This is a genomic window from uncultured Polaribacter sp. (assembly GCF_947503855.1).
Taxonomy (GTDB): Bacteria; Bacteroidota; Bacteroidia; order Flavobacteriales; family Flavobacteriaceae; genus Polaribacter.
Map to the genome: position 1 here is coordinate 1 of NZ_CANNFF010000003.1, position 18012 is coordinate 18012.

Annotated in this window: 19 protein-coding genes, 1 tRNA gene and 1 pseudogene; 12 read left to right on the forward strand and 9 right to left on the reverse strand. The window is 29.9% G+C overall.

What is annotated here, in order from left to right:
- Positions 1–462 precede the first annotated feature (462 nt).
- Both Q0662_RS02975 and Q0662_RS02980 read left to right on the forward strand, forming a co-directional pair.
- Positions 463–1023 carry a DNA-3-methyladenine glycosylase I gene (locus Q0662_RS02975; RefSeq protein ID WP_298947452.1) on the forward strand — a complete coding sequence of 187 codons (561 nt, stop codon included), beginning with the start codon at positions 463–465 and terminating at the stop codon, positions 1021–1023.
- A 195-nt stretch (positions 1024–1218) separates the two neighbouring features.
- Positions 1219–1503, forward strand: a complete 285-nt coding sequence (locus Q0662_RS02980) for a hypothetical protein (protein ID WP_298947051.1) — start codon at positions 1219–1221, stop codon at positions 1501–1503.
- A 116-nt stretch (positions 1504–1619) separates the two neighbouring features.
- Here the strand turns inward: Q0662_RS02980 and Q0662_RS02985 are convergent, their stop codons facing one another.
- Entirely contained in the window at positions 1620–1784 is a 165-nt protein-coding gene (locus Q0662_RS02985; RefSeq protein WP_347187124.1) for a hypothetical protein, read from the reverse strand.
- A 189-nt stretch (positions 1785–1973) separates the two neighbouring features.
- Between Q0662_RS02985 and Q0662_RS02990 the strand changes: the two genes are divergently transcribed.
- Positions 1974–2360, forward strand: a complete 387-nt coding sequence (locus tag Q0662_RS02990; protein WP_298947055.1) for a nucleoside triphosphate pyrophosphohydrolase family protein — start codon at positions 1974–1976, stop codon at positions 2358–2360.
- 3 nt (positions 2361–2363) lie between these two features.
- On the opposite strand, the gene Q0662_RS02995 is transcribed toward Q0662_RS02990, so the two are convergent.
- The 3 genes and pseudogenes from Q0662_RS02995 to Q0662_RS03000 all read right to left on the reverse strand — a co-directional run bounded on the left by Q0662_RS02995 (position 2364) and on the right by Q0662_RS03000 (position 5154).
- Complete coding sequence (locus Q0662_RS02995; RefSeq protein WP_298947057.1) at positions 2364–2825, reverse strand: DMP19 family protein; 462 nt, start codon at positions 2823–2825, stop codon at positions 2364–2366.
- Positions 2822–2968: pseudogene (locus Q0662_RS12000) on the reverse strand (DUF4174 domain-containing protein); the annotation flags it as partial. The gene Q0662_RS02995 and the pseudogene Q0662_RS12000, both read right to left, overlap by 4 nt.
- A gap of 269 nt (positions 2969–3237) precedes the next feature.
- Positions 3238–5154 (reverse strand): CocE/NonD family hydrolase, encoded by a 1917-nt coding sequence (locus tag Q0662_RS03000; protein WP_298947059.1) that lies wholly within the window; start codon positions 5152–5154, stop codon positions 3238–3240.
- 160 nt (positions 5155–5314) lie between these two features.
- Between Q0662_RS03000 and Q0662_RS03005 the strand changes: the two genes are divergently transcribed.
- Positions 5315–7279, forward strand: a complete 1965-nt coding sequence (locus tag Q0662_RS03005) for a YgiQ family radical SAM protein (RefSeq protein ID WP_298947061.1) — start codon at positions 5315–5317, stop codon at positions 7277–7279.
- Between the two features lie 200 nt (positions 7280–7479).
- On the opposite strand, the gene Q0662_RS03010 is transcribed toward Q0662_RS03005, so the two are convergent.
- Complete coding sequence (locus Q0662_RS03010; protein WP_298947063.1) at positions 7480–10974, reverse strand: methylmalonyl-CoA mutase family protein; 3495 nt, start codon at positions 10972–10974, stop codon at positions 7480–7482.
- A gap of 157 nt (positions 10975–11131) precedes the next feature.
- On the opposite strand from Q0662_RS03010, the gene Q0662_RS03015 reads away from it, so the two are divergent.
- Together Q0662_RS03015 and Q0662_RS03020 are read left to right on the forward strand one after the other, a co-directional pair.
- Entirely contained in the window at positions 11132–11674 is a 543-nt protein-coding gene (locus tag Q0662_RS03015) for a DUF4136 domain-containing protein (RefSeq protein ID WP_298947064.1), read from the forward strand.
- Between the two features lie 61 nt (positions 11675–11735).
- Positions 11736–11900, forward strand: coding sequence for a DUF5522 domain-containing protein (locus tag Q0662_RS03020; protein WP_298947065.1), 165 nt, complete (start codon positions 11736–11738; stop codon positions 11898–11900).
- A gap of 81 nt (positions 11901–11981) precedes the next feature.
- Here the strand turns inward: Q0662_RS03020 and pyrF are convergent, their stop codons facing one another.
- Positions 11982–12791 (reverse strand): orotidine-5'-phosphate decarboxylase, encoded by an 810-nt coding sequence (gene pyrF / locus Q0662_RS03025; protein WP_298947066.1) that lies wholly within the window; start codon positions 12789–12791, stop codon positions 11982–11984.
- Positions 12792–12875: 84 nt separating this feature from the next.
- Here pyrF and Q0662_RS03030 point away from each other — a divergent pair, with 84 nt between their 5' ends.
- The 5 genes from Q0662_RS03030 (at position 12876) to Q0662_RS03050 (ending at position 15729) form a co-directional block, all read left to right on the forward strand.
- Positions 12876–13370, forward strand: a complete 495-nt coding sequence (locus Q0662_RS03030) for a TlpA disulfide reductase family protein (protein ID WP_298947068.1) — start codon at positions 12876–12878, stop codon at positions 13368–13370.
- A 113-nt stretch (positions 13371–13483) separates the two neighbouring features.
- On the forward strand, positions 13484–14242 hold the full coding sequence (gene tpiA / locus Q0662_RS03035; protein ID WP_298947069.1) for a triose-phosphate isomerase: 759 nt from the start codon (positions 13484–13486) through the stop codon (positions 14240–14242).
- Between the two features lie 75 nt (positions 14243–14317).
- Positions 14318–15151, forward strand: coding sequence for a 50S ribosomal protein L11 methyltransferase (gene prmA / locus Q0662_RS03040; protein WP_298947070.1), 834 nt, complete (start codon positions 14318–14320; stop codon positions 15149–15151).
- A gap of 23 nt (positions 15152–15174) precedes the next feature.
- A complete protein-coding gene (locus Q0662_RS03045) occupies positions 15175–15453 on the forward strand; it encodes an ATP-dependent Clp protease adaptor ClpS (protein ID WP_298947071.1) in 279 nt (92 codons plus the stop codon).
- 3 nt (positions 15454–15456) lie between these two features.
- On the forward strand, positions 15457–15729 hold the full coding sequence (locus tag Q0662_RS03050) for a hypothetical protein (protein WP_298947072.1): 273 nt from the start codon (positions 15457–15459) through the stop codon (positions 15727–15729).
- A gap of 183 nt (positions 15730–15912) precedes the next feature.
- On the opposite strand, the gene Q0662_RS03055 is transcribed toward Q0662_RS03050, so the two are convergent.
- The 3 genes from Q0662_RS03055 to Q0662_RS03065 all read right to left on the reverse strand — a co-directional run bounded on the left by Q0662_RS03055 (position 15913) and on the right by Q0662_RS03065 (position 16439).
- Positions 15913–15986 (reverse strand) — tRNA-Arg (locus tag Q0662_RS03055).
- A 58-nt stretch (positions 15987–16044) separates the two neighbouring features.
- Positions 16045–16275 carry a DUF2007 domain-containing protein gene (locus Q0662_RS03060; protein ID WP_298947074.1) on the reverse strand — a complete coding sequence of 77 codons (231 nt, stop codon included), beginning with the start codon at positions 16273–16275 and terminating at the stop codon, positions 16045–16047.
- Positions 16272–16439: an SsrA-binding protein gene (locus Q0662_RS03065; RefSeq protein ID WP_298947076.1), complete on the reverse strand. Its 168-nt coding sequence runs from the start codon at positions 16437–16439 to the stop codon at positions 16272–16274. Before Q0662_RS03065 ends, Q0662_RS03060 begins: the two co-directional genes overlap by 4 nt.
- Positions 16440–16905: 466 nt before the next feature.
- On the opposite strand from Q0662_RS03065, the gene Q0662_RS03070 reads away from it, so the two are divergent.
- Complete coding sequence (locus Q0662_RS03070) at positions 16906–17856, forward strand: calcium/sodium antiporter (protein ID WP_298947077.1); 951 nt, start codon at positions 16906–16908, stop codon at positions 17854–17856.
- Positions 17857–18012 lie beyond the last annotated feature (156 nt).

The window sequence follows — 18012 nt, forward strand, 5'->3', positions numbered from 1 at the left end:
CTTTCGTAATTTGCATTTAAGTTGTTCATATTTAATGATTTGTGGTTAAATCAATTTACTGATTTTCAGTAATATGAACAACTTTTTTTTCTTAAATCATAATGCACAACGGGTATTAGTATTACTGTTTGTATAATTTTTTTCATGATTTTAAACTGTTCCATAACTTGTTTTTACATCAAAAGTATTTTGCAAATAGTAGTTTTAAAACTAAAAGGAGGAAACATTATTTTTTATGAGTTAACTTCAATTAATTTACGAAATTTATTTTATAAATAGATAGCTTATTAATATTTAACATTATTTTTAAGTCTTTAAAATGAATAATTATGTACAAAAATCTCTTATTTCTATTAATGATAATACTTTGTTTATTGTAATAACAAAGAAGAAAACCATAACAATTCAGTTTTAGAAAATAGACTAATGCATGCCATCAATAAAGCAATAAAACCAGACGAAATGAAAAATAGATGTTTTTGGGTTACAGATAGTCAATTATACAAAGATTATCATGATAACGAATGGGGGCAACCTGTATTTGATGATGCAACTTTGTTTGAATTTATAATTTTAGAGACATTTCAAGCAGGTTTAAGTTGGATTACCATTTTAAACAAAAGAGAAAATTTTAGAAAAGCATTTGATAATTTCGATTATAAAAAAATTGCAAACTATCCAGCAGTTAAATACAACTCTTTATTGCAAGATACTGGTATAATTAGAAATAAACTAAAAATTAAAAGTGCCATTATTAATGCACAATTATTTATCGAAATTCAGAAAGAGTTTGGTTCTTTCTCTAAATTTATTTGGAGCTATGTAGATGGCAAGCCAATTGTAAATAAATTTCATACAAAAGAGGATGTACCTACTACTTCAGCATTGTCAGACAAAATATCTAACGACTTAAAAAAAAGAGGGTTTAAATTTGTAGGATCTACAGTTGTATATGCGTATTTGCAAGCAATTGGTATGGTAAATGATCATACAACAGACTGTTTTAAATATTCTGTTTTATGAAAATAACAAAAGTACCTTTAAAAGATTTAAAAGCTAGTTTTTCTATTTTTAATAGAAGAATTATTTGGATTAATTATCGCTCTTTTTGCAACAAGCTATTTGTTATTATTTAATGATGTTTTTGGTTTTGTAATGACAATTGGAGTGTTTTTATTTTTATGGTAAAGACCCAAGGATAGATTGTATTTTTTTTCTATGTACCTGTTAGTGGCTACTTTAGAAATTGGTGGTACTGCTTTTGGATCTTGGAAATGGCCAAAAATAGGGTTTCAAGTATTTGAACTTTTGCCTAGTAATAACCCACCAAGTGGTATTAGCCTTTTTTGTTTTTTATTAGATATGGGTTGTTTTTTTATCTACATTAATAGACATAAAATAGCATGGTCACGTTTAAAGAATATCAGAAAAATTAGAAAAAATAATATACCAAAAAAAGTAAAAGACCTAGATTTTGATTACAAGACAAAACAAAATGTATAAAATAGTATTAAAGAGAATAATTCTAGCATTGTAATACACAAGGCTTTTTACAATTTTGATGACGAAGGGTTTACAATGTTAAATTGCGTAAAACTAAGAAAGGTAGAAAAGTTAGATTAATGTCCTGTAAAAAAACGGATAGCCATAAATATTATCACAATTAATCCACCATAAATTAATACTTTTTTACCTGCATTTTTATAATATCTTTCGTGGTTTTTTATGTCTTTTCTATAACTATAAACCATTAACGCTATAAAAGCGATAATGAAAAAAATCATAAAAACAATTCTTCCTGTTGTAAAAAATGCACTTAAAAACATATGGTTTATTCTTAATAAGTTCTTTATTAAATCTTTGTAAAAGTTATTTTAATTTTACACTCTTATACTATATTGTCTTTTAAAATTACATAAATAAAATAACGCAACAAAATTACAAATAAATAACCTTTAATAATTACTTTACAGATGAAAAATAAAATAAAAGCAGTACACGAATTTCATGAAGCTTTTGGAGCAGGCATAAAATACACACCCACTGCAAATATTGGCGAAGAAAGAAACTTGCTTCGTTTTAATTTAATGAAAGAAGAAAATGAAGAGTATTTAGAGGCTGCACAAAATAACGATTTGGTAGAAGTTGCAGATGCTTTGGGAGACATGTTATATATACTTTGTGGCACAATTATAGAACATGGTATGCAACATAAAATAGAAGAGGTTTTTAACGAGATTCAAAGAAGTAATATGAGTAAATTGGGTGAAGATGGCAAACCGATTTACAGAGAAGATGGTAAAGTTTTAAAAGGACCAAATTACTTTAAACCTAATATTTCTAAAATTTTAGAAGAATAAATATCAATCAAAAAAGGCAATATTATCTCTTACATACTCTAAAGTAAGTGCAATAATATTGTCTTCATATTTATCAAATTCTCTATCTAAATCGTCCCATAAATCAATATTAGATTCTTTTTCCATTAAAATATTTCTACGAAGGTGCGTGTTTTTAGGTACAGGAAATTCTGGAAACAGAAAAATGGCTTTTGTTAATAGGTCTACTGTTTTTGTCGCTTTTATAGCTAAATATGCCTGAAAAACTTCGTGTGTAAATTGCCCAGAAGAATTAAAAAAGAACTGTACAAAACCACCTTCTGTAACATTATTCTCTAAAATATCTATATAAATAAAGTTTTTTTCGAATTCATTTAAATTTTTAAAATTATCTTTTTTAGGAATTTTTTTTCCAATAATTTCTCCAATTCTAGTAATTTTTTCTGCATCATTATTTAAAAGCAGTGCAATTTCTGTAGAAGTCATTGTTTTTGTATTTTAAGTGTTCTTTTTTTCATAGGCACACCCTCTATAATTGTAAATAATCTTTCTGTTGATAAATAGTGAGTTAGCTCTAGTTTTGTACCTCCATCTAGACCTATTAGCAATACTTTAAAACTAGCTTTTTCATTTTTAAATTTTGTTGATGGTTTCTAATCAGCTTCAAAGTTATCGTAATAATTACTTTTGGTAAAGCAATACACCATCAATTTTCTTTCTAAAAGTTCTTTTGGGTGTTCTTATAAACGCAATAGTTGATTATTATAAACATCATTTTGTAAATCATTTGTAAAAACAAGAAGCACTCTTTGTTTATATTGATGGTTTTTAATGCTTTGTCCTAAAGAAATCAACCTAAAAAGTAAAATAAGATTACTGTATTTTTCATTATGTAGTATTACTTTAAAACAGAAAATTCAATAAAAGAATCTGTAAATAGCGTATGCGTTTGGGTTTTAAAATCTTTTTTGTCTGCTTTGTAAATGTTGTCTACATAGGTTTGCGGATTTAAATCGATTAAAGGAAACCAAGTACTTTGCACCTGAATTTGCAATTTATGTCCTTTTTTAAATGTATGAAAAACATCCTGTAGTTTTATATTTACGTCTGTTTTTTTATTTGGAATAAAAGGCTCAGGATTCACGAAACTATTTCTAAATCGTCCACGTAAAACTTCGCTTCTAACCATTAAATGGTAGTTACTCATTTTTAAATGATCTTGTAATTTATCATTTTCTTTGTCATCACTTAGTTCAGCTGGATGCACATCGATTACTTTTACAATCCAATCTGCAGCAGTACCTGTAGTTGCTACTTTTAATTTTGCTAAAATATCTCCAGCCAATGTAAAGTTTTCTGTTAAAATCCCTGTTTCAAAAACTAAAACATCAGGTCTTCTTGCAGCAAAACGTTGGTCGTCTGTCATATATTTACGTGGTGTAAAAACCGTTTTTATGTCTTCTGAATAAGGTACAGGTCGTTTTACATCACTTATAAAATTAATTCCTTTTGTTGATTTTTGATTGGTAGTTAAATTTTGATCTTCAGATAAATACCAATTTTGAGTTTCTGTATTTTCTGGTGGCCAAGTATTGTAAGATTTCCATTCTTTTTTACCCGAATCAAAAACATACGCTTCAGGCAAACCAGAGTTTTTATCAGCGTCTCCTTTTAAGAAATGATTAAAGAATTTTGTTTCAATTTCTGATTGAAATTTTAAGGAAATAGAATCTCCAAAATAATAGTTACCTACATAATTTTTTACGGTATTTCTAGACCATTTTCCATGATCCCAAGGACCAAAAACCATTGTGTTATAATTATTCTTACCCTGTTTTTCTATCGCTTTATAAGTTTCTAAAGGACCATATAAATCTTCTGCATCAAACCAGCCACCAACAATCATAGTTGCTACAGAAGAGGGTACTTTATCTAAATGTTGTATAATTCCTTTGCTTTGCCAAACAGAATCGTAATTTGGATGTTCTACAATTTCTTTCCAGAAAAAATCGTCTATTTTGTCTTTTTTAGCAGAATTGGTAACATCTAATTTATCGTACTGAAAATATTCGTTCAAATTTTTTAAAGGACCTTTGTCTAAGAAAAATTGATATTGATCTTGAGATTTCATTTTAGGAAAAGAATACCAAGCAGAGTCTGTTGGTGTGTCTTTGTAAGTTCCAAATAAAGAAATAGCTCTAAAATAGCTTAATAAAAAAGCGCCATTATGATGAAAATCATCAAAGAAAAAATCGCCAATACAAGCTTGTGGAGAAGCAGCTTTTAAAGCAGGGTGCGCTTCTATAGTAGAAACTGTGGCATAATGGCCAGGGTAAGAAATTCCCCAAGTACCAACATTACCATTATTATTTGCTACGTTTTTTACGAGCCAATCAATAGTGTCATAGGTGTCTGAAACTTCATCCGATTCGTTTTCTTTTTTATTGGGAATGTAGGCACGCATATTGTCATAAACACCTTCGCTCATCCAACGTCCTCTAACATCTTGATAAACCACAATGTTTCCCTCTTTCATTAAATGTATGTTAGGTCCAATTTTGGTTTTCATTTTTCCTTCTCCATAAGGTGCAGAACTGTAGGGAGTTCTTTGCATTAAAATAGGATGTTTTTTAGAAGTATCTTTAGGAGAATAGATAGTCGTGTGCAGTTTTACACCATCTCTCATGATTATATCTACCTCTTTTTTGGTGTAATTATCTGCAACATAAGTGTTTTTTTTAGGTTCACTTTCTTTGTTTTTACAAGCAGCAAAAGCTAAAAAACTAATAAGTGCAAAAAGGATTATTTTTTTCATAATGAAGATTGATTTGTAGCGTTAAATCTACGAAACTAAAAACAGTTGTTAAAAATTCTTTTGTTAAAATGATTTTTGTTTAAAAAAAGCTGGAAATAGCTTTTAAAAAATCACCCAAACTGTCAAAACTTCAAAAATTTTCTCCCTATTTTTGCAAACTATGCAAGAAACTAAAAAACATCAATTAACAGATTGGTTACCAACCACAAACAGAGAAGTTAAAATTCGTGGATGGGAAGAGTTGGATGTAATTTTATTTAGCGGAGACGCATATGTAGATCATCCTTCTTTTGGGCCTGCAGTAATTGGTAGAATTTTAGAGAGTTATGGTTTACATGTGGCAATTGTGCCACAACCCAATGTAAATGATAATTTACAAGATTTTGAAAAATTAGGGAAACCACGTTTGTTTTTTGCAGCTACTGGGGGTTGTATGGACCCTATGGTCTCTAACTACACGGCTAGTAAAAAGAGAAGAGATAAAGATGCTTATACACCAAATGGTGATAAGGGTTTTAGACCCGATTATGCAACCTCTGTGTACAGTAAAATTTTAAAAGAAAAATTTCCTGATGTACCTGTTTTAATTGGTGGAATTGAAGCTTCATTAAGACGTGTAACACACTATGATTATTGGTCTGATAAATTAATGCCAACTATTTTAGAAACTTCTAAGGCAGATATGTTGGTGTATGGAATGGGAGAACAACCTTTGCGCGAAATTGTAGAATTATTGCAAAAAGGAGTTCCTTTTTCTAGCTTAAAAAATATAAAACAAACGGCTGTTTTAATTGATGAAAAACAGGAGAAAATACCAGTTGTAAACGATTGGGAAGATGTAACAATTAATTCTCATGAAGCTTGTTTGGCAGATAAAAAAACGTTTGCTTCTAACTTTAAAACCATAGAACAAGAGTCTAATAAATTAAAAGCAAGAAGAATTTTTCAGAAAGTAGGAGAGCAATTATTAATGATTAACCCACCTTTTCCTACGATGACAGAAGCAGAGATTGATGGCTCTTTTGATTTGCCTTATACTCGTTTACCCCATCCAAAATACGACAAGCGTGGGCCAATTCCTGCGTTTGAAATGATTAAATTCTCGATAAACATTCACAGAGGGTGTTTTGGTGGCTGTAGTTTTTGTACTATTTCTGCACATCAAGGAAAATTTATAGCAAGTAGGAGTCAGGAATCTATTTTAAAAGAGGTAGATAAAGTGGCAAGTATGCCAGATTTTAAAGGTTATTTGTCTGATATTGGTGGTCCTTCTGCAAACATGTATCAAATGAAAGGTAAGGTGCAATCTATTTGCGACAAATGTGTAGCGCCTAGTTGTATTTCGCCAGTAGTATGTAGTAATTTAGATACGTCTCATAAACCGTTAACAGAACTGTATCAAGCAGTTGATAAACATCCAAAAGTAAAAAAATCGTTTATTGGAAGTGGAATTAGACACGATATGTTGGTGCCAGAATTCAATAAAAATGCAGATGCTAAAGAGCTGGATGCGTATACAGAAGAGGTCATGACCAAACACGTATCAGGGCGTTTAAAAGTGGCTCCAGAACATACTTCTGATCCTGTTTTAAAATTGATGCGTAAACCGTCTTTTACTTATTTTCATAAATTTAAAGAGCGTTTTGATAGAATTAATATCAAGAAAAAGCTCAACTTACAATTGATACCATATTTTATTTCTAGTCACCCAGCAAGTGAGGTAGAAGATATGGCAAATTTAGCTGCAGAAACCAAAAACATGGGCTTTCAGCTAGAGCAAGTGCAAGGTTTTACACCTACGCCAATGACAGTTGCAACCGTTATTTATTATTCAGGATATCATCCTTATACCTTAAAACCTACTAAAACACCAAAAACAAAAAAGGAGAAAGAAGACCAGCACAAATTTTTCTTTTGGTACAAAAAAGAAAATAAAGCGTGGATTAGAAATACCTTAAATAAAGTTGGAAGACCTGATTTGTTAAAGGTATTATTGCCAGAAAATAATTCTTGGAAAAAGAACAAAAAAGCAAAAGAGGTAAAAAATACTTTTGACGATGCTGTTCCTTTTAACAGAAGAAAAAAGAAAGTGAGAAGAGCTACCTCTAAAAAAAGAAGGAGATAATTAGCTTTTTTTACCCTATAAACTTTTAGATTGTACAGTTGGATTTTAAGTCTATACTTTAATGAATGTTTATAAGTTTTCACAAAAGTAGACGAAGCGATTTATAAAGAACATCCATAGAAATTTTTGACATTAAAGGTATTTAGCCGTTAAGGCATAAGCGATTTGCAAAATAAAGCTTTTAACTTTTGTTACTCTGCTTACATATTTCTTCTATATTGGCCACCAACTTTAAATAATGCTTTTGTAATTTGCCCTAAAGAACATACTTTGGTAGCTTCCATTAATTTGTCAAATAAATTTTCATTCTGTATGGCAGCTTTTTGTAATATTCCAAGTTGTTCTTGTACTTTATGTGGGTTTGCCTTATTTAACAATTCTTTGGTTTTAATTTGAAATTGTTTCTCTTGTTCTGTGGCACGTATTACTTCTGCAGGTTGTACAGTTGGCGATCCTTTAGAACTTAAAAATGTATTTACCCCAATAATAGGGAAATCTCCATTGTGTTTTAAAGTTTCATAATACAAACTTTCTTCTTGTATTTTAGAACGCTGATACATGGTTTCCATAGCACCTAAAACACCACCTCTTTCTGTAATTCTGTCAAATTCTTCTAAAACAGCAGCTTCTACTAAATCTGTTAATTCTTCTATAATAAACGCCCCTTGAATTGGGTTTTCATTTTTAGTCAAGCCTAATTCTTTGTTGATAATTAACTGAATAGCCATGGCTCTTCTAACTGATTCTTCTGTAGGTGTAGTAATGGCCTCATCATAAGCATTTGTATGTAGAGAGTTACAGTTGTCGTAAATTGCGTATAAAGCTTGTAACGTGGTTCTTATATCGTTAAAGTCTATTTCTTGAGCGTGCAAAGAACGTCCAGAAGTTTGTATATGATACTTTAACATTTGCGCTCTTGGGTTGGCACCATATTTATTTTTCATGGCTTTTGCCCATATTTTTCTTGCAACTCTACCAATTACAGCATATTCTGGATCAATGCCGTTAGAAAAGAAAAAAGATAAGTTAGGGCCAAATTTATTAATGTCCATTCCACGACTTAAATAATACTCTACATACGTAAATCCGTTACTTAAAGTTAAAGCCAATTGTGTAATTGGATTGGCACCCGCTTCTGCAATATGATATCCAGAAATAGAAACCGAATAGAAATTACGAACCTGCTTTTCAATAAAATATTCTTGTACATCGCCCATTAAACGCAAAGCGAATTCCGTAGAAAAAATACAGGTATTTTGTGCTTGATCTTCCTTTAAAATATCTGCCTGTACAGTACCTCTAACTTGTGCTAAAGTGTCTTTTTTTATTTGTTGATAAACTTCTGATGGTAAAACTAAGTCTCCAGTTAAACCCAATAACATTAGACCTAAACCATTGTTTCCTTCAGGTAACTTTCCATGATATTTTGGTCTTTCTAAACCTTTAGAATCATATATTTCTTTGAATTTAGCTTCAACATTATCTTCTAAATTATTTTCTTTGATGTATTTCTCACAATTCTGATCTATAGCAGCATTCATAAAAAAGCCAAGTAACATAGGTGCTGGCCCATTAATAGTCATAGAAACAGAGGTCATGTGATGACTTAAATCGAAACCAGAATATAGTTTTTTAGCATCGTCTAAACAGCAAATAGAAACACCTGCATTTCCAATTTTCCCATAAATATCAGGTCTTTCTCCAGGATCATTGCCATATAAGGTAACAGAGTCAAAAGCTGTAGAAAGTCTCTTGGCATCCATACCCAAACTTACATAATGGAAACGTCTGTTTGTTCTTTCTGGGCCACCTTCTCCAGCAAACATTCTTGTTGGGTCTTCTCCTTTTCTTTTAAACGGATATAATCCTGCTGTGTAAGGAAATTCTCCAGGTACATTTTCTTGTAAATTCCAGCGTAATAAATCTCCCCAAGCTTGGTATTTAGGTAAAGCTACTTTTGGTATTTGAGTGTGTGAAAGTGATTCGCTGTGCGTTTCAATTTTTATCTCTCTATCTCTTACTTTAAAAGAGTAAATAGGGTTTTTATATTTTTGAACTTTGGTATCCCAATTCAGAATGATTTCCCAATTGTATGGATTTAAGTTCATTTTTACTTTTTCGAATTGTGCTAAAAGTAACTTTACAAATTCTTTGTCTTCGTTAGTTTGATCAAGAATTGCATCATTATCTAAACCTGTTTTAGTTAAGTTAATATCAGAATTTACAATTGAGATTATGGTTTGATAAACTCCGTATAATTTTTGAGCAACAATTACTTGTTCATCTACTTTCTTATCATAAGCCCTATTGTTCTCTGCAATTTCTGATAAATAACGCACTCTTGCAGGTGGAATCACAAAGATTTTTTCAGACATTTCTTTAGTAATTTCCATAGAAGAAGCTAAATCTGCGTTCGTTTTTTCTACCAATTTATCCATAATACTTTTATACAAAGTATTCATTCCAGGATCATTAAATTGCGATGCTATAGTTCCAAAAATTGGTAAATCTTCTTGAGGAATATCCCATAAATTATTATTGCGCATGTATTGTTTTTTTACATCGCGCAAAGCATCTAAAGCGCCTCTTTTATCAAATTTATTAATGGCCACAATATCTGCAAAATCGAGCATATCTATTTTTTCTAACTGAGTAGCTGCGCCAAATTCTGGCGTCATCACATATAAAGAAATATCAGAATGTTCTATAATTTCTGTATCAGATTGTCCAATTCCAGAAGTTTCTAATATTATGAAGTCGTACTCAGCAGCTTTTAAAACCTCTACAGCTTCATTAACGTGTTTAGAAAGGGCTAGGTTAGATTGACGTGTTGCTAAAGAACGCATATAAACACGAGAATTATTAATGGCATTCATACGAATTCTATCGCCTAAAAGTGCACCACCTGTTTTTCTTTTAGAAGGATCTACAGAAATTAATCCTACATTTTTTTCTGGAAAATCAATCAAAAATCTACGAACTAACTCATCTACTAAAGATGATTTTCCTGCACCACCAGTTCCAGTAATTCCAAGAACGGGTGCCCCTCCCAACCTCCCCAAAGGGGAGGAGCTCCAATCTTTATTGAAAATTTTAGCGAAAGCTTCCTGATTATTTTCTGCTAATGAAATTAATCTTGCAATTGTATTTACGTCTTTATTTTTAAGTTTTTCTAAAACTTTCTCATCACCCAATTCCAACAACCAATCTCCATCTTCATTACAAACTTTCCCATTTGAGTGTTTCCCTCCTTTGGAGGGATTAAGGGAGGCTTTCACCAAATCATTAATCATCCCTTGTAAACCTAACTCACGACCATCATCTGGAGAATAAATTCTTGTAATTCCATACTCCATCAATGCTGTAATTTCTTCAGGAAGAATAACACCACCTCCACCACCAAATATTTTGATGTGTGTAGCACCATTTTCTTTTAGTAAATCGAACATGTATTTAAAATACTCATTATGTCCCCCTTGATAAGAAGTTATTGCAATTGCATTTGCATCTTCTTGAATGGCACAATTAACCACTTCTTCCACAGACCTGTCATGACCCAAGTGAATTACTTCTACCCCTGTAGCTTGTATGATTCGTCTCATAATATTTATAGCTGCATCATGTCCATCAAAAAGAGATGCTGCAGTTACAATACGTACTTTGTGCTGGGGTTGATAAGGTGATATTTGCTCCATTCGTAATAAAAGTTAGATTTTAGGCATGCAATTTAAGGAAATCTTAAAAATTAATAGAAATCTTTAACTTTTTATTAATATTTATTTGATGATTTTTATTTCTTTATTGGCACAATTATTGTTATTTAATTAAAGTAATCACTAAAAAATAAGTACCATGAAATATATAAAAACCTTATTATTGGTTAGTATTGTAATACTGTCTTCTTGTAGTAGTGTAAAAGTTGCTACAGATTATGATGCCAAAGTAGATTTTAATAAGTATAAAACTTTTGCTTTCTATAAAAAAGGAATAGATCAAGCAGAAATTTCTGATTTAGATAAAAAAAGAATTTTAAGAGCTATAGAAGCAGAATTGGTAGCTAAAGGATTTTCTAAATCTGAAAATCCAGATATGTTAGTAAGTATTTTTAGCAAGTCTAGAGAACGAGTAAATGTAAATCAAAGTAATTTTGGCTATGGTTTTGGTTGGGGTTGGAATCCTTGGATGTGGGCAGGAATGAACAATAATGTAAATGTTTCTCAATACACAGAAGGTACTTTATTTGTAGATTTTATTGATAAAGAAAAGAAAGAACTGGTTTGGCAAGGAGTAGGTACAGGTGCTTTAAGAATTCAAAACAGAGAAAAAAAGGAAATTAGAATAAAACAATTTGTAAAAGAAATTGTTTCTAGATTTCCACCAGGAGAAGAAAAATAAATATTTAAAAAAGCGTTCTTTAGAACGCTTTTTTTGTGCATAAAAATAATATTTTTGCAGTATGTATCATAAAAGAATATTTTTAGAGGAAGGAGATTATTACCTAAACGAACAGGGTTATAAAGTTTTTACAGAAAAATATCATTTAAAAAGAGGTTATTGCTGTAAAAGTGGTTGTAAACATTGCCCTTATGGGTATGATAAAAAAACAGATAGTTTTGTTTAAAATTTACTTTTAGTAAAAATAGATTCTTTATATTTTATAGGTCATGTAAATATTTAAAATGAACATTTTTTAATTTGTAATTTATAGAAAAGTTGCCATTTCTTTTTGCAAAACTTCAGCTTCTAAGGCTGCTTTTGCTGCAAAATCTTTTTCATTCGAGGCATATATTATACCTCGAGAAGAGTTTACTAATAAACCAATAGTTGAAGATAAGCCATATTTACAAACATCTTGTAAACTCCCCCCTTGTGCACCTACACCTGGCACTAAAAGAAAAGAGTTGGGTACAATTTTTCGAATTTCTTTAAAATACTCAGCCTTTGTAGCGCCTACAACATACATTAAGTTTTCAGAATTTTCCCAGGTTTTAGAAGTTTCTAAAACATGTTTATATAATTCTTTATCATCAATTTTTTTTGTTTGAAAATCGAAAGCGCCTTTGTTAGAAGTTAAAGCTAACATTATGGTATGTTTGTTTTTAAAGGCTAAAAAGGGTTCTACAGAATCTTTACCCATATAAGGTGCTATGGTAACAGAATCAAATTTTAAATCTTCAAAAAACGCTTTTGCATACATGGTAGAGGTATTACCAATATCACCACGTTTTGCGTCTGCAATAGTAAAAATTTCAGGATAACTTTTGTTTAAATAATTAATTGTTTTCTCTAAAGATAGCCAACCTTTTAAACCATAAGCCTCGTAAAAAGCAATATTGGGTTTGTAGGCTACACAAAGTTGATGTGTAGCGTCTATAATCGCTTTATTAAAAGCAAAAATAGGATCTTCTTCATCTAATAAATGTGGTGGAATTTTAGTTAAATCAACATCTAAACCAATACATAAAAAAGATTTTTTCTTTTTAATTTGCGCAACTAATTCTTGTGTAGTCATAATCATTTATAAAGTATAGCAAAAATACTTTATTTTGTATGTTATGAAAACCAAAGAAGACAAAATTTTTAAATACTTTATTATATGAGATTTGCCATTTTATTTTTTGCTGTATTATTTTTAAGTTGTTCGATAGAAAAACCCACAAAATTTTCTGAGTTAGCGTTACAAGATACTGCATTTACGATACAAGATTCTGAAATTTCTATAGATAGTATATTAAAAATCTATAAAAGCAAAAAAGTGTTTATAGATGTTTGGGCTTCTTGGTGTGGAGATTGTATAAAAGGTCTACCAAGTGTAAAAAACTTACAAAAAAAGTACCCAGAGGTAGTTTTTTTATTCCTGTCTGTAGATACAAATAAAGCTGCTTGGAAAAATGGCATTCGCCGATTTAAAATACAAGGAGAACACTATAATTTACCAAAAGGGATGAAATCTGGTGATTTTGTAGATTTTTTAAATTTAGGATGGATACCTAGATATGTTGTAGTTGATGAAAATGGAAAAATTATACTTTTTAAAGCTACAAGAGCATCAGATTCTGCTATTGAAGAGGTTTTAAATAAAAGCTTATAAATCGTTTTAGTAACTATTTCTAATTAGTCTATTAAAATAGTTTTCCATTTCTTAATTTTACGACATTAAAAAATGTTTAAAAATTAGCTTTAAAAAGCTTAAAATATATAATTATGAGAACCAAGATTGTAGCTGGAAACTGGAAATTAAATTACGATAAAAAAACAACCAATAAGTTTATTGAAAGCTTAAAAAAATCGGTTGATAAGTTGCCTTTAAATAATACTAGAGTAATTATTGCACCTACATTTGTAAACTTATCTTCTGCTGTTGAAAAAGTAGAAAAATCGAATATAGAAGTAGTTGCACAGAATATGCATCAAGCAACTTCTGGTGCCTTTACTGGAGAAATTTCTGCAGATATGCTAAAAGCAGTTGGTGTAAATACAGTTATTTTAGGACACTCAGAAAGAAGAACTTATTTTAATGAAACAGACCAAGCTCTCGCAGAAAAAGTAAATACGATTTTAGAAAAAGGGATGGAAACTATTTTCTGTTTTGGTGAGTTGTTAGAAGATAGAAAATCTGATAACCATTTTGAGGTGGTAGAAAGCCAATTAAAAAATGCATTGTTTCACTTAGAAGCAAAAGACTGGAAAAGCATCATTTTAGCCTATGAACCAGTTTGGGCAATTGGTACAGGGGAAACTGCAAGCCCAGAACAAGCGCAAGAAATGCATGCTTTTATTAGAAGTATTATAGAAAAAAAATACAATAAAGAAGTAGCAGAAAAAGTATCTATTTTATATGGTGGTAGTGTAAAACCAGCAAATGCAGAGGAAATTTTTTCTAAACCAGATGTAGATGGTGGCTTAATTGGTGGTGCAGCTTTAAAAGTAGACGACTTTACAGCAATTATTGCAGCGATTTAAGTTAGCTAGAGTAGTAGAAAATTAAAAGAAAACCAATAAATTTGCATCAAGATTTATAATTTTGATGCATTTTTTATGGACAATATTTATATAGAGTACAATTTTACAGTTTCGCCCAAAGAACCAACTTCAGAGATATTAATTGCAGAACTGGGTAATGTTGGGTTTGAAAGTTTTGTAGAAAACGAAATCGGCGTAACGGCTTACATTCAAAAAGAAGCTTATAAAGAGAATATTTTAGAGGATATTTATATTTTAAATTCAGAAGAATTTTCTATAAAATACACTAAAAATGAAGTGGCACAAACCAATTGGAATGCAGAATGGGAAAAAAACTTTACTCCTATTAAAGTTGATGATTTAGTTAGTATACGTGCTCCTTTTCATGAAAATCCCAATTTAAAATACGAGATTGTAATAGAACCAAAAATGAGTTTTGGTACAGGACACCATGAAACCACACACATGATGGTGCAGCATTTATTGCAATTAGATTTAGAAAACAAAAAAGTGCTAGATATGGGTTGTGGTACTGGTATTTTAGCCATTTTTGCTGAAATGAAAGGCGCAAAGCCAATAGATGCCATAGATATCGATAATTGGTCTTATGAAAACTCTATAGAAAATGTATCACGCAATAATTGTAAAAATATATCCGTTTATGAAGGAGACTCCTCTCTGTTAATCAACAAAAAATACGATGTAATTATTGCAAACATCAATAGAAATATCTTATTAATGGATATGAAGGTGTATACAAACTGTTTAAAAGAAAACGGAATCTTACTTTTAAGTGGGTTCTACCAAGAAGATATTCCAATTATAGATGCAGAAGTATCAAAATACAATTTAAATTTAGATACTTACATAGAAAGAAACAATTGGGTGGCATTAAAATACAATAACTAAAAATTATTTTTTATTTTTATAAAATGAGGTGTACAAAAGAAAAAATACAAGAAGAAGTAGATGTACTAGAGCAAGAAACGCATCAGCACGAAATTGTTTTGCATAACGATGAGGTAAATACATTCGATTTTGTAATAGATTCTTTAATGAATGTTTGCGATCATACTTTAGAGCAAGCAGAACAATGTACAGTTTTAGTGCATTACAAAGGGAAATGTACTGTAAAATCTGGCGAATATAAAGATTTAGAACCAAGATGTTCTAAACTATTACAGTTGGGTTTATCTGCAGAATTGGTTTAAAAGATGGAAAATATTTTAAAATATTATGAATTTTCAGATTTTTTTAAAGATAATTCTAACACTTTTTCTGGAAATACAATTTCTTATACCACTTTAAATGCAACTCATTTTTTAATTTTCGAAAAAGAAAATAATACGTATAATTTATATGTTTCTAAATACCAGTCAAAAAAAGACATTGGCTTAAAACCTCCTGAAATATTAGAAACAGTAGTTGTAGACTATAATAAAAGCATTCCAGAACATAGAATTGCACTAAGAAAATATTTAGACTAAACTTACAAAAAATGGTAAGTTTTTTTTGAAAATATTCTAAAAAATTATAGGACTTTTTTTAATATAATTCTAATAGGGTAGTGAAGAATAAATGAGCTTTTTTTGTAACTACTTCATTATCAATGAAAATAGAAGGCATAAAAAAAGGAGAATCGATTTCTGTGAATCAATTCTCCAATTTAGTGACCATGACAGGATTCAAACCTGTAACCTCTTGAGCCGTAATCAAGTGCGCTATTCAGTTGCGCCACATGGCCTTAAAACGGGTGCAAATATAACAGAGTTTTTTTAATTTAGAAAGTCAAAGTTACTTTTTTATAAATTAATTTCTGCTTTATATGCATCTACAATTGGTTGTGCTTTTTCTTTATCTGTATTACGTATAAATACCTCAACAGAATTAAGTTGCTGAACATGACCACCTAATCTTGCTGATTCAAAGTTGTCTTTAATAATGCAGTGTATCCCCTTTTCATCTAATAGATTTTGTAAACCTTTAACGATAATAGATGATCCTGAAAATATTTTAATATGTTCTATATTCATAATTTATTGTTTTTGGATAATGCGTTTTTTGTCACAAAAGCTCTCCAGCCAATAATTGCCAATTGTAATTTAGTTGCTTTAGAAATATCTAAACCTTTTTTTGTAAAAGAGGGTAGTAAGGCCTTATTTACTTTTGCTAAAAAAATAAACATTTTCTTTTTCATTCAAAGTTATCTTACCTCAAATTTAATAAAAATAAGTAATTTCTAGGGTTAGAATGCTATTTAATTAAATACTAACAGATATAATAAAGTCAACAATGTCTTTTAGCATTTTTGTAATAATAAGTATCATTATAATTTTTTTTGGGGTTAATAAATATGATAATTTCAAAATTATAAATTCAATATATCAGAATTGTAAACACTCTTCTAAATAAAAGTAAACTATTAATAAAATTAAGCTATCATATGATGCTAAAATATACAATAAGTTTTAATATTTGCTTGCATAAAGTCTTAAAATATTATTTTCTTATAAAAAAATAATGCTATTAGGCTTTAAAGTCTTTGTTTTGAGGGTTTTTTAATGAGAAAGGAATTGGTATTTGTAAAAGATAAATTTTCGGCTTTCTATTTTTTCCTTTTACCTTACATTGATAAAAATGTATCTTCGTAAAAAATAAAATAAATGAGTTTTTTATATGTATTTTTAGGTTTGTCTTTACTAATACTAGGTGGCGAGTTTTTGGTAAGATCTTCTATAGCCTTATCCTTTAAATTAAATATTTCTAAAATGGTTATTGGTATGACAGTGGTTTCTTTTGCCACCTCTGCACCAGAACTATTGGTTAGTTTACAAGCGGCTTTAGATGGTTCTCCAGCAATCTCTATAAATAATGTTATTGGCTCTAATATTGCTAATATTGGTTTGGTATTGGGTATTACGGCAATTATTGGGCCTATTATAGTTAGTAAAGATTTTTACAAGCTTAATTGGCCGGTTATGCTACTTTTTTCTTTCTTACTCTACTATTTTTTATCTAATGATAATGTTTTGTCTCAAACAGAAGGTTTTATACTTTTAGTTGCATTAGCTATTTTTCTATATATACTTATTAAAACAGCAAAAAAAGAAGACGTTTCTTTAGAAGAAGTAGATGATACATTAGCAGATACTAGTTATTTTAAAATAGTTGTTTGGTTAATAATTGGTAGTGTTTCATTGTATTTTGGTTCAGATCTTTTAGTAGAAGGTGCTAAAAAAATTGCTACAAATATGGGTGTTAGCGAAGGTGTAATCTCTATAACCATGATTGCTATTGGAACTAGTGTACCAGAATTAGCAGCATCTGTAATTGCAGCTGTTAGGGGGGAAAAAGCAATTTCTTTAGGAAACTTAATTGGCTCTAATATTTTTAATATTGCCTCTGTCTTAGGGTTTACTTCTTTAATAAAAGAAATACCTGTTACAGAACCGCAAATACTGTCTAGAGATATTTTTTGGATGCTAGGTTTTACAGCGGTGTTACTTCCTCTGGTTTTCTTGAAAAAGAAACTTGTTTTAAGTAGGTTTAAGGGGTTATTTCTTTTTTTGGGTTATCTCGTATTTATTTACTTGGTATTTAAAACACCCCTTTAAATTTGTGAAATTTTAAAATAAGTTTATAAAATTAAAAATTAGTATTTTTCCACTATTTTTTTGTTATTCTAAGAATTTCTTTCAATTTACTTTTGTTTGTGCATTTGATTAAGCGTTAGCATATAATTAGATAAATATGGTCTATAATTATAGCAA

Bases quoted from the DNA above. Each gene is read 5' to 3' on its own strand.
- Q0662_RS02975 (WP_298947452.1), top strand. From the start codon at position 463: ATGAAAAATAGATGTTTTTGGGTTACAGATAGTCAATTATACAAAGAT.
- Q0662_RS02980 (WP_298947051.1), top strand. From the start codon at position 1,219: ATGTACCTGTTAGTGGCTACTTTAGAAATTGGTGGTACTGCTTTTGGA.
- Q0662_RS02985 (WP_347187124.1), bottom strand. From the start codon at position 1,784: ATGATTTTTTTCATTATCGCTTTTATAGCGTTAATGGTTTATAGTTAT.
- Q0662_RS02990 (WP_298947055.1), top strand. From the start codon at position 1,974: ATGAAAAATAAAATAAAAGCAGTACACGAATTTCATGAAGCTTTTGGA.
- Q0662_RS02995 (WP_298947057.1), bottom strand. From the start codon at position 2,825: ATGACTTCTACAGAAATTGCACTGCTTTTAAATAATGATGCAGAAAAA.
- Q0662_RS03000 (WP_298947059.1), bottom strand. From the start codon at position 5,154: ATGAAAAAAATAATCCTTTTTGCACTTATTAGTTTTTTAGCTTTTGCT.
- Q0662_RS03005 (WP_298947061.1), top strand. From the start codon at position 5,315: ATGCAAGAAACTAAAAAACATCAATTAACAGATTGGTTACCAACCACA.
- Q0662_RS03010 (WP_298947063.1), bottom strand. From the start codon at position 10,974: ATGGAGCAAATATCACCTTATCAACCCCAGCACAAAGTACGTATTGTA.
- Q0662_RS03015 (WP_298947064.1), top strand. From the start codon at position 11,132: ATGAAATATATAAAAACCTTATTATTGGTTAGTATTGTAATACTGTCT.
- Q0662_RS03020 (WP_298947065.1), top strand. From the start codon at position 11,736: ATGTATCATAAAAGAATATTTTTAGAGGAAGGAGATTATTACCTAAAC.
- pyrF (WP_298947066.1), bottom strand. From the start codon at position 12,791: ATGACTACACAAGAATTAGTTGCGCAAATTAAAAAGAAAAAATCTTTT.
- Q0662_RS03030 (WP_298947068.1), top strand. From the start codon at position 12,876: ATGAGATTTGCCATTTTATTTTTTGCTGTATTATTTTTAAGTTGTTCG.
- tpiA (WP_298947069.1), top strand. From the start codon at position 13,484: ATGAGAACCAAGATTGTAGCTGGAAACTGGAAATTAAATTACGATAAA.
- prmA (WP_298947070.1), top strand. From the start codon at position 14,318: ATGGACAATATTTATATAGAGTACAATTTTACAGTTTCGCCCAAAGAA.
- Q0662_RS03045 (WP_298947071.1), top strand. From the start codon at position 15,175: ATGAGGTGTACAAAAGAAAAAATACAAGAAGAAGTAGATGTACTAGAG.
- Q0662_RS03050 (WP_298947072.1), top strand. From the start codon at position 15,457: ATGGAAAATATTTTAAAATATTATGAATTTTCAGATTTTTTTAAAGAT.
- Q0662_RS03060 (WP_298947074.1), bottom strand. From the start codon at position 16,275: ATGAATATAGAACATATTAAAATATTTTCAGGATCATCTATTATCGTT.
- Q0662_RS03065 (WP_298947076.1), bottom strand. From the start codon at position 16,439: ATGAAAAAGAAAATGTTTATTTTTTTAGCAAAAGTAAATAAGGCCTTA.
- Q0662_RS03070 (WP_298947077.1), top strand. From the start codon at position 16,906: ATGAGTTTTTTATATGTATTTTTAGGTTTGTCTTTACTAATACTAGGT.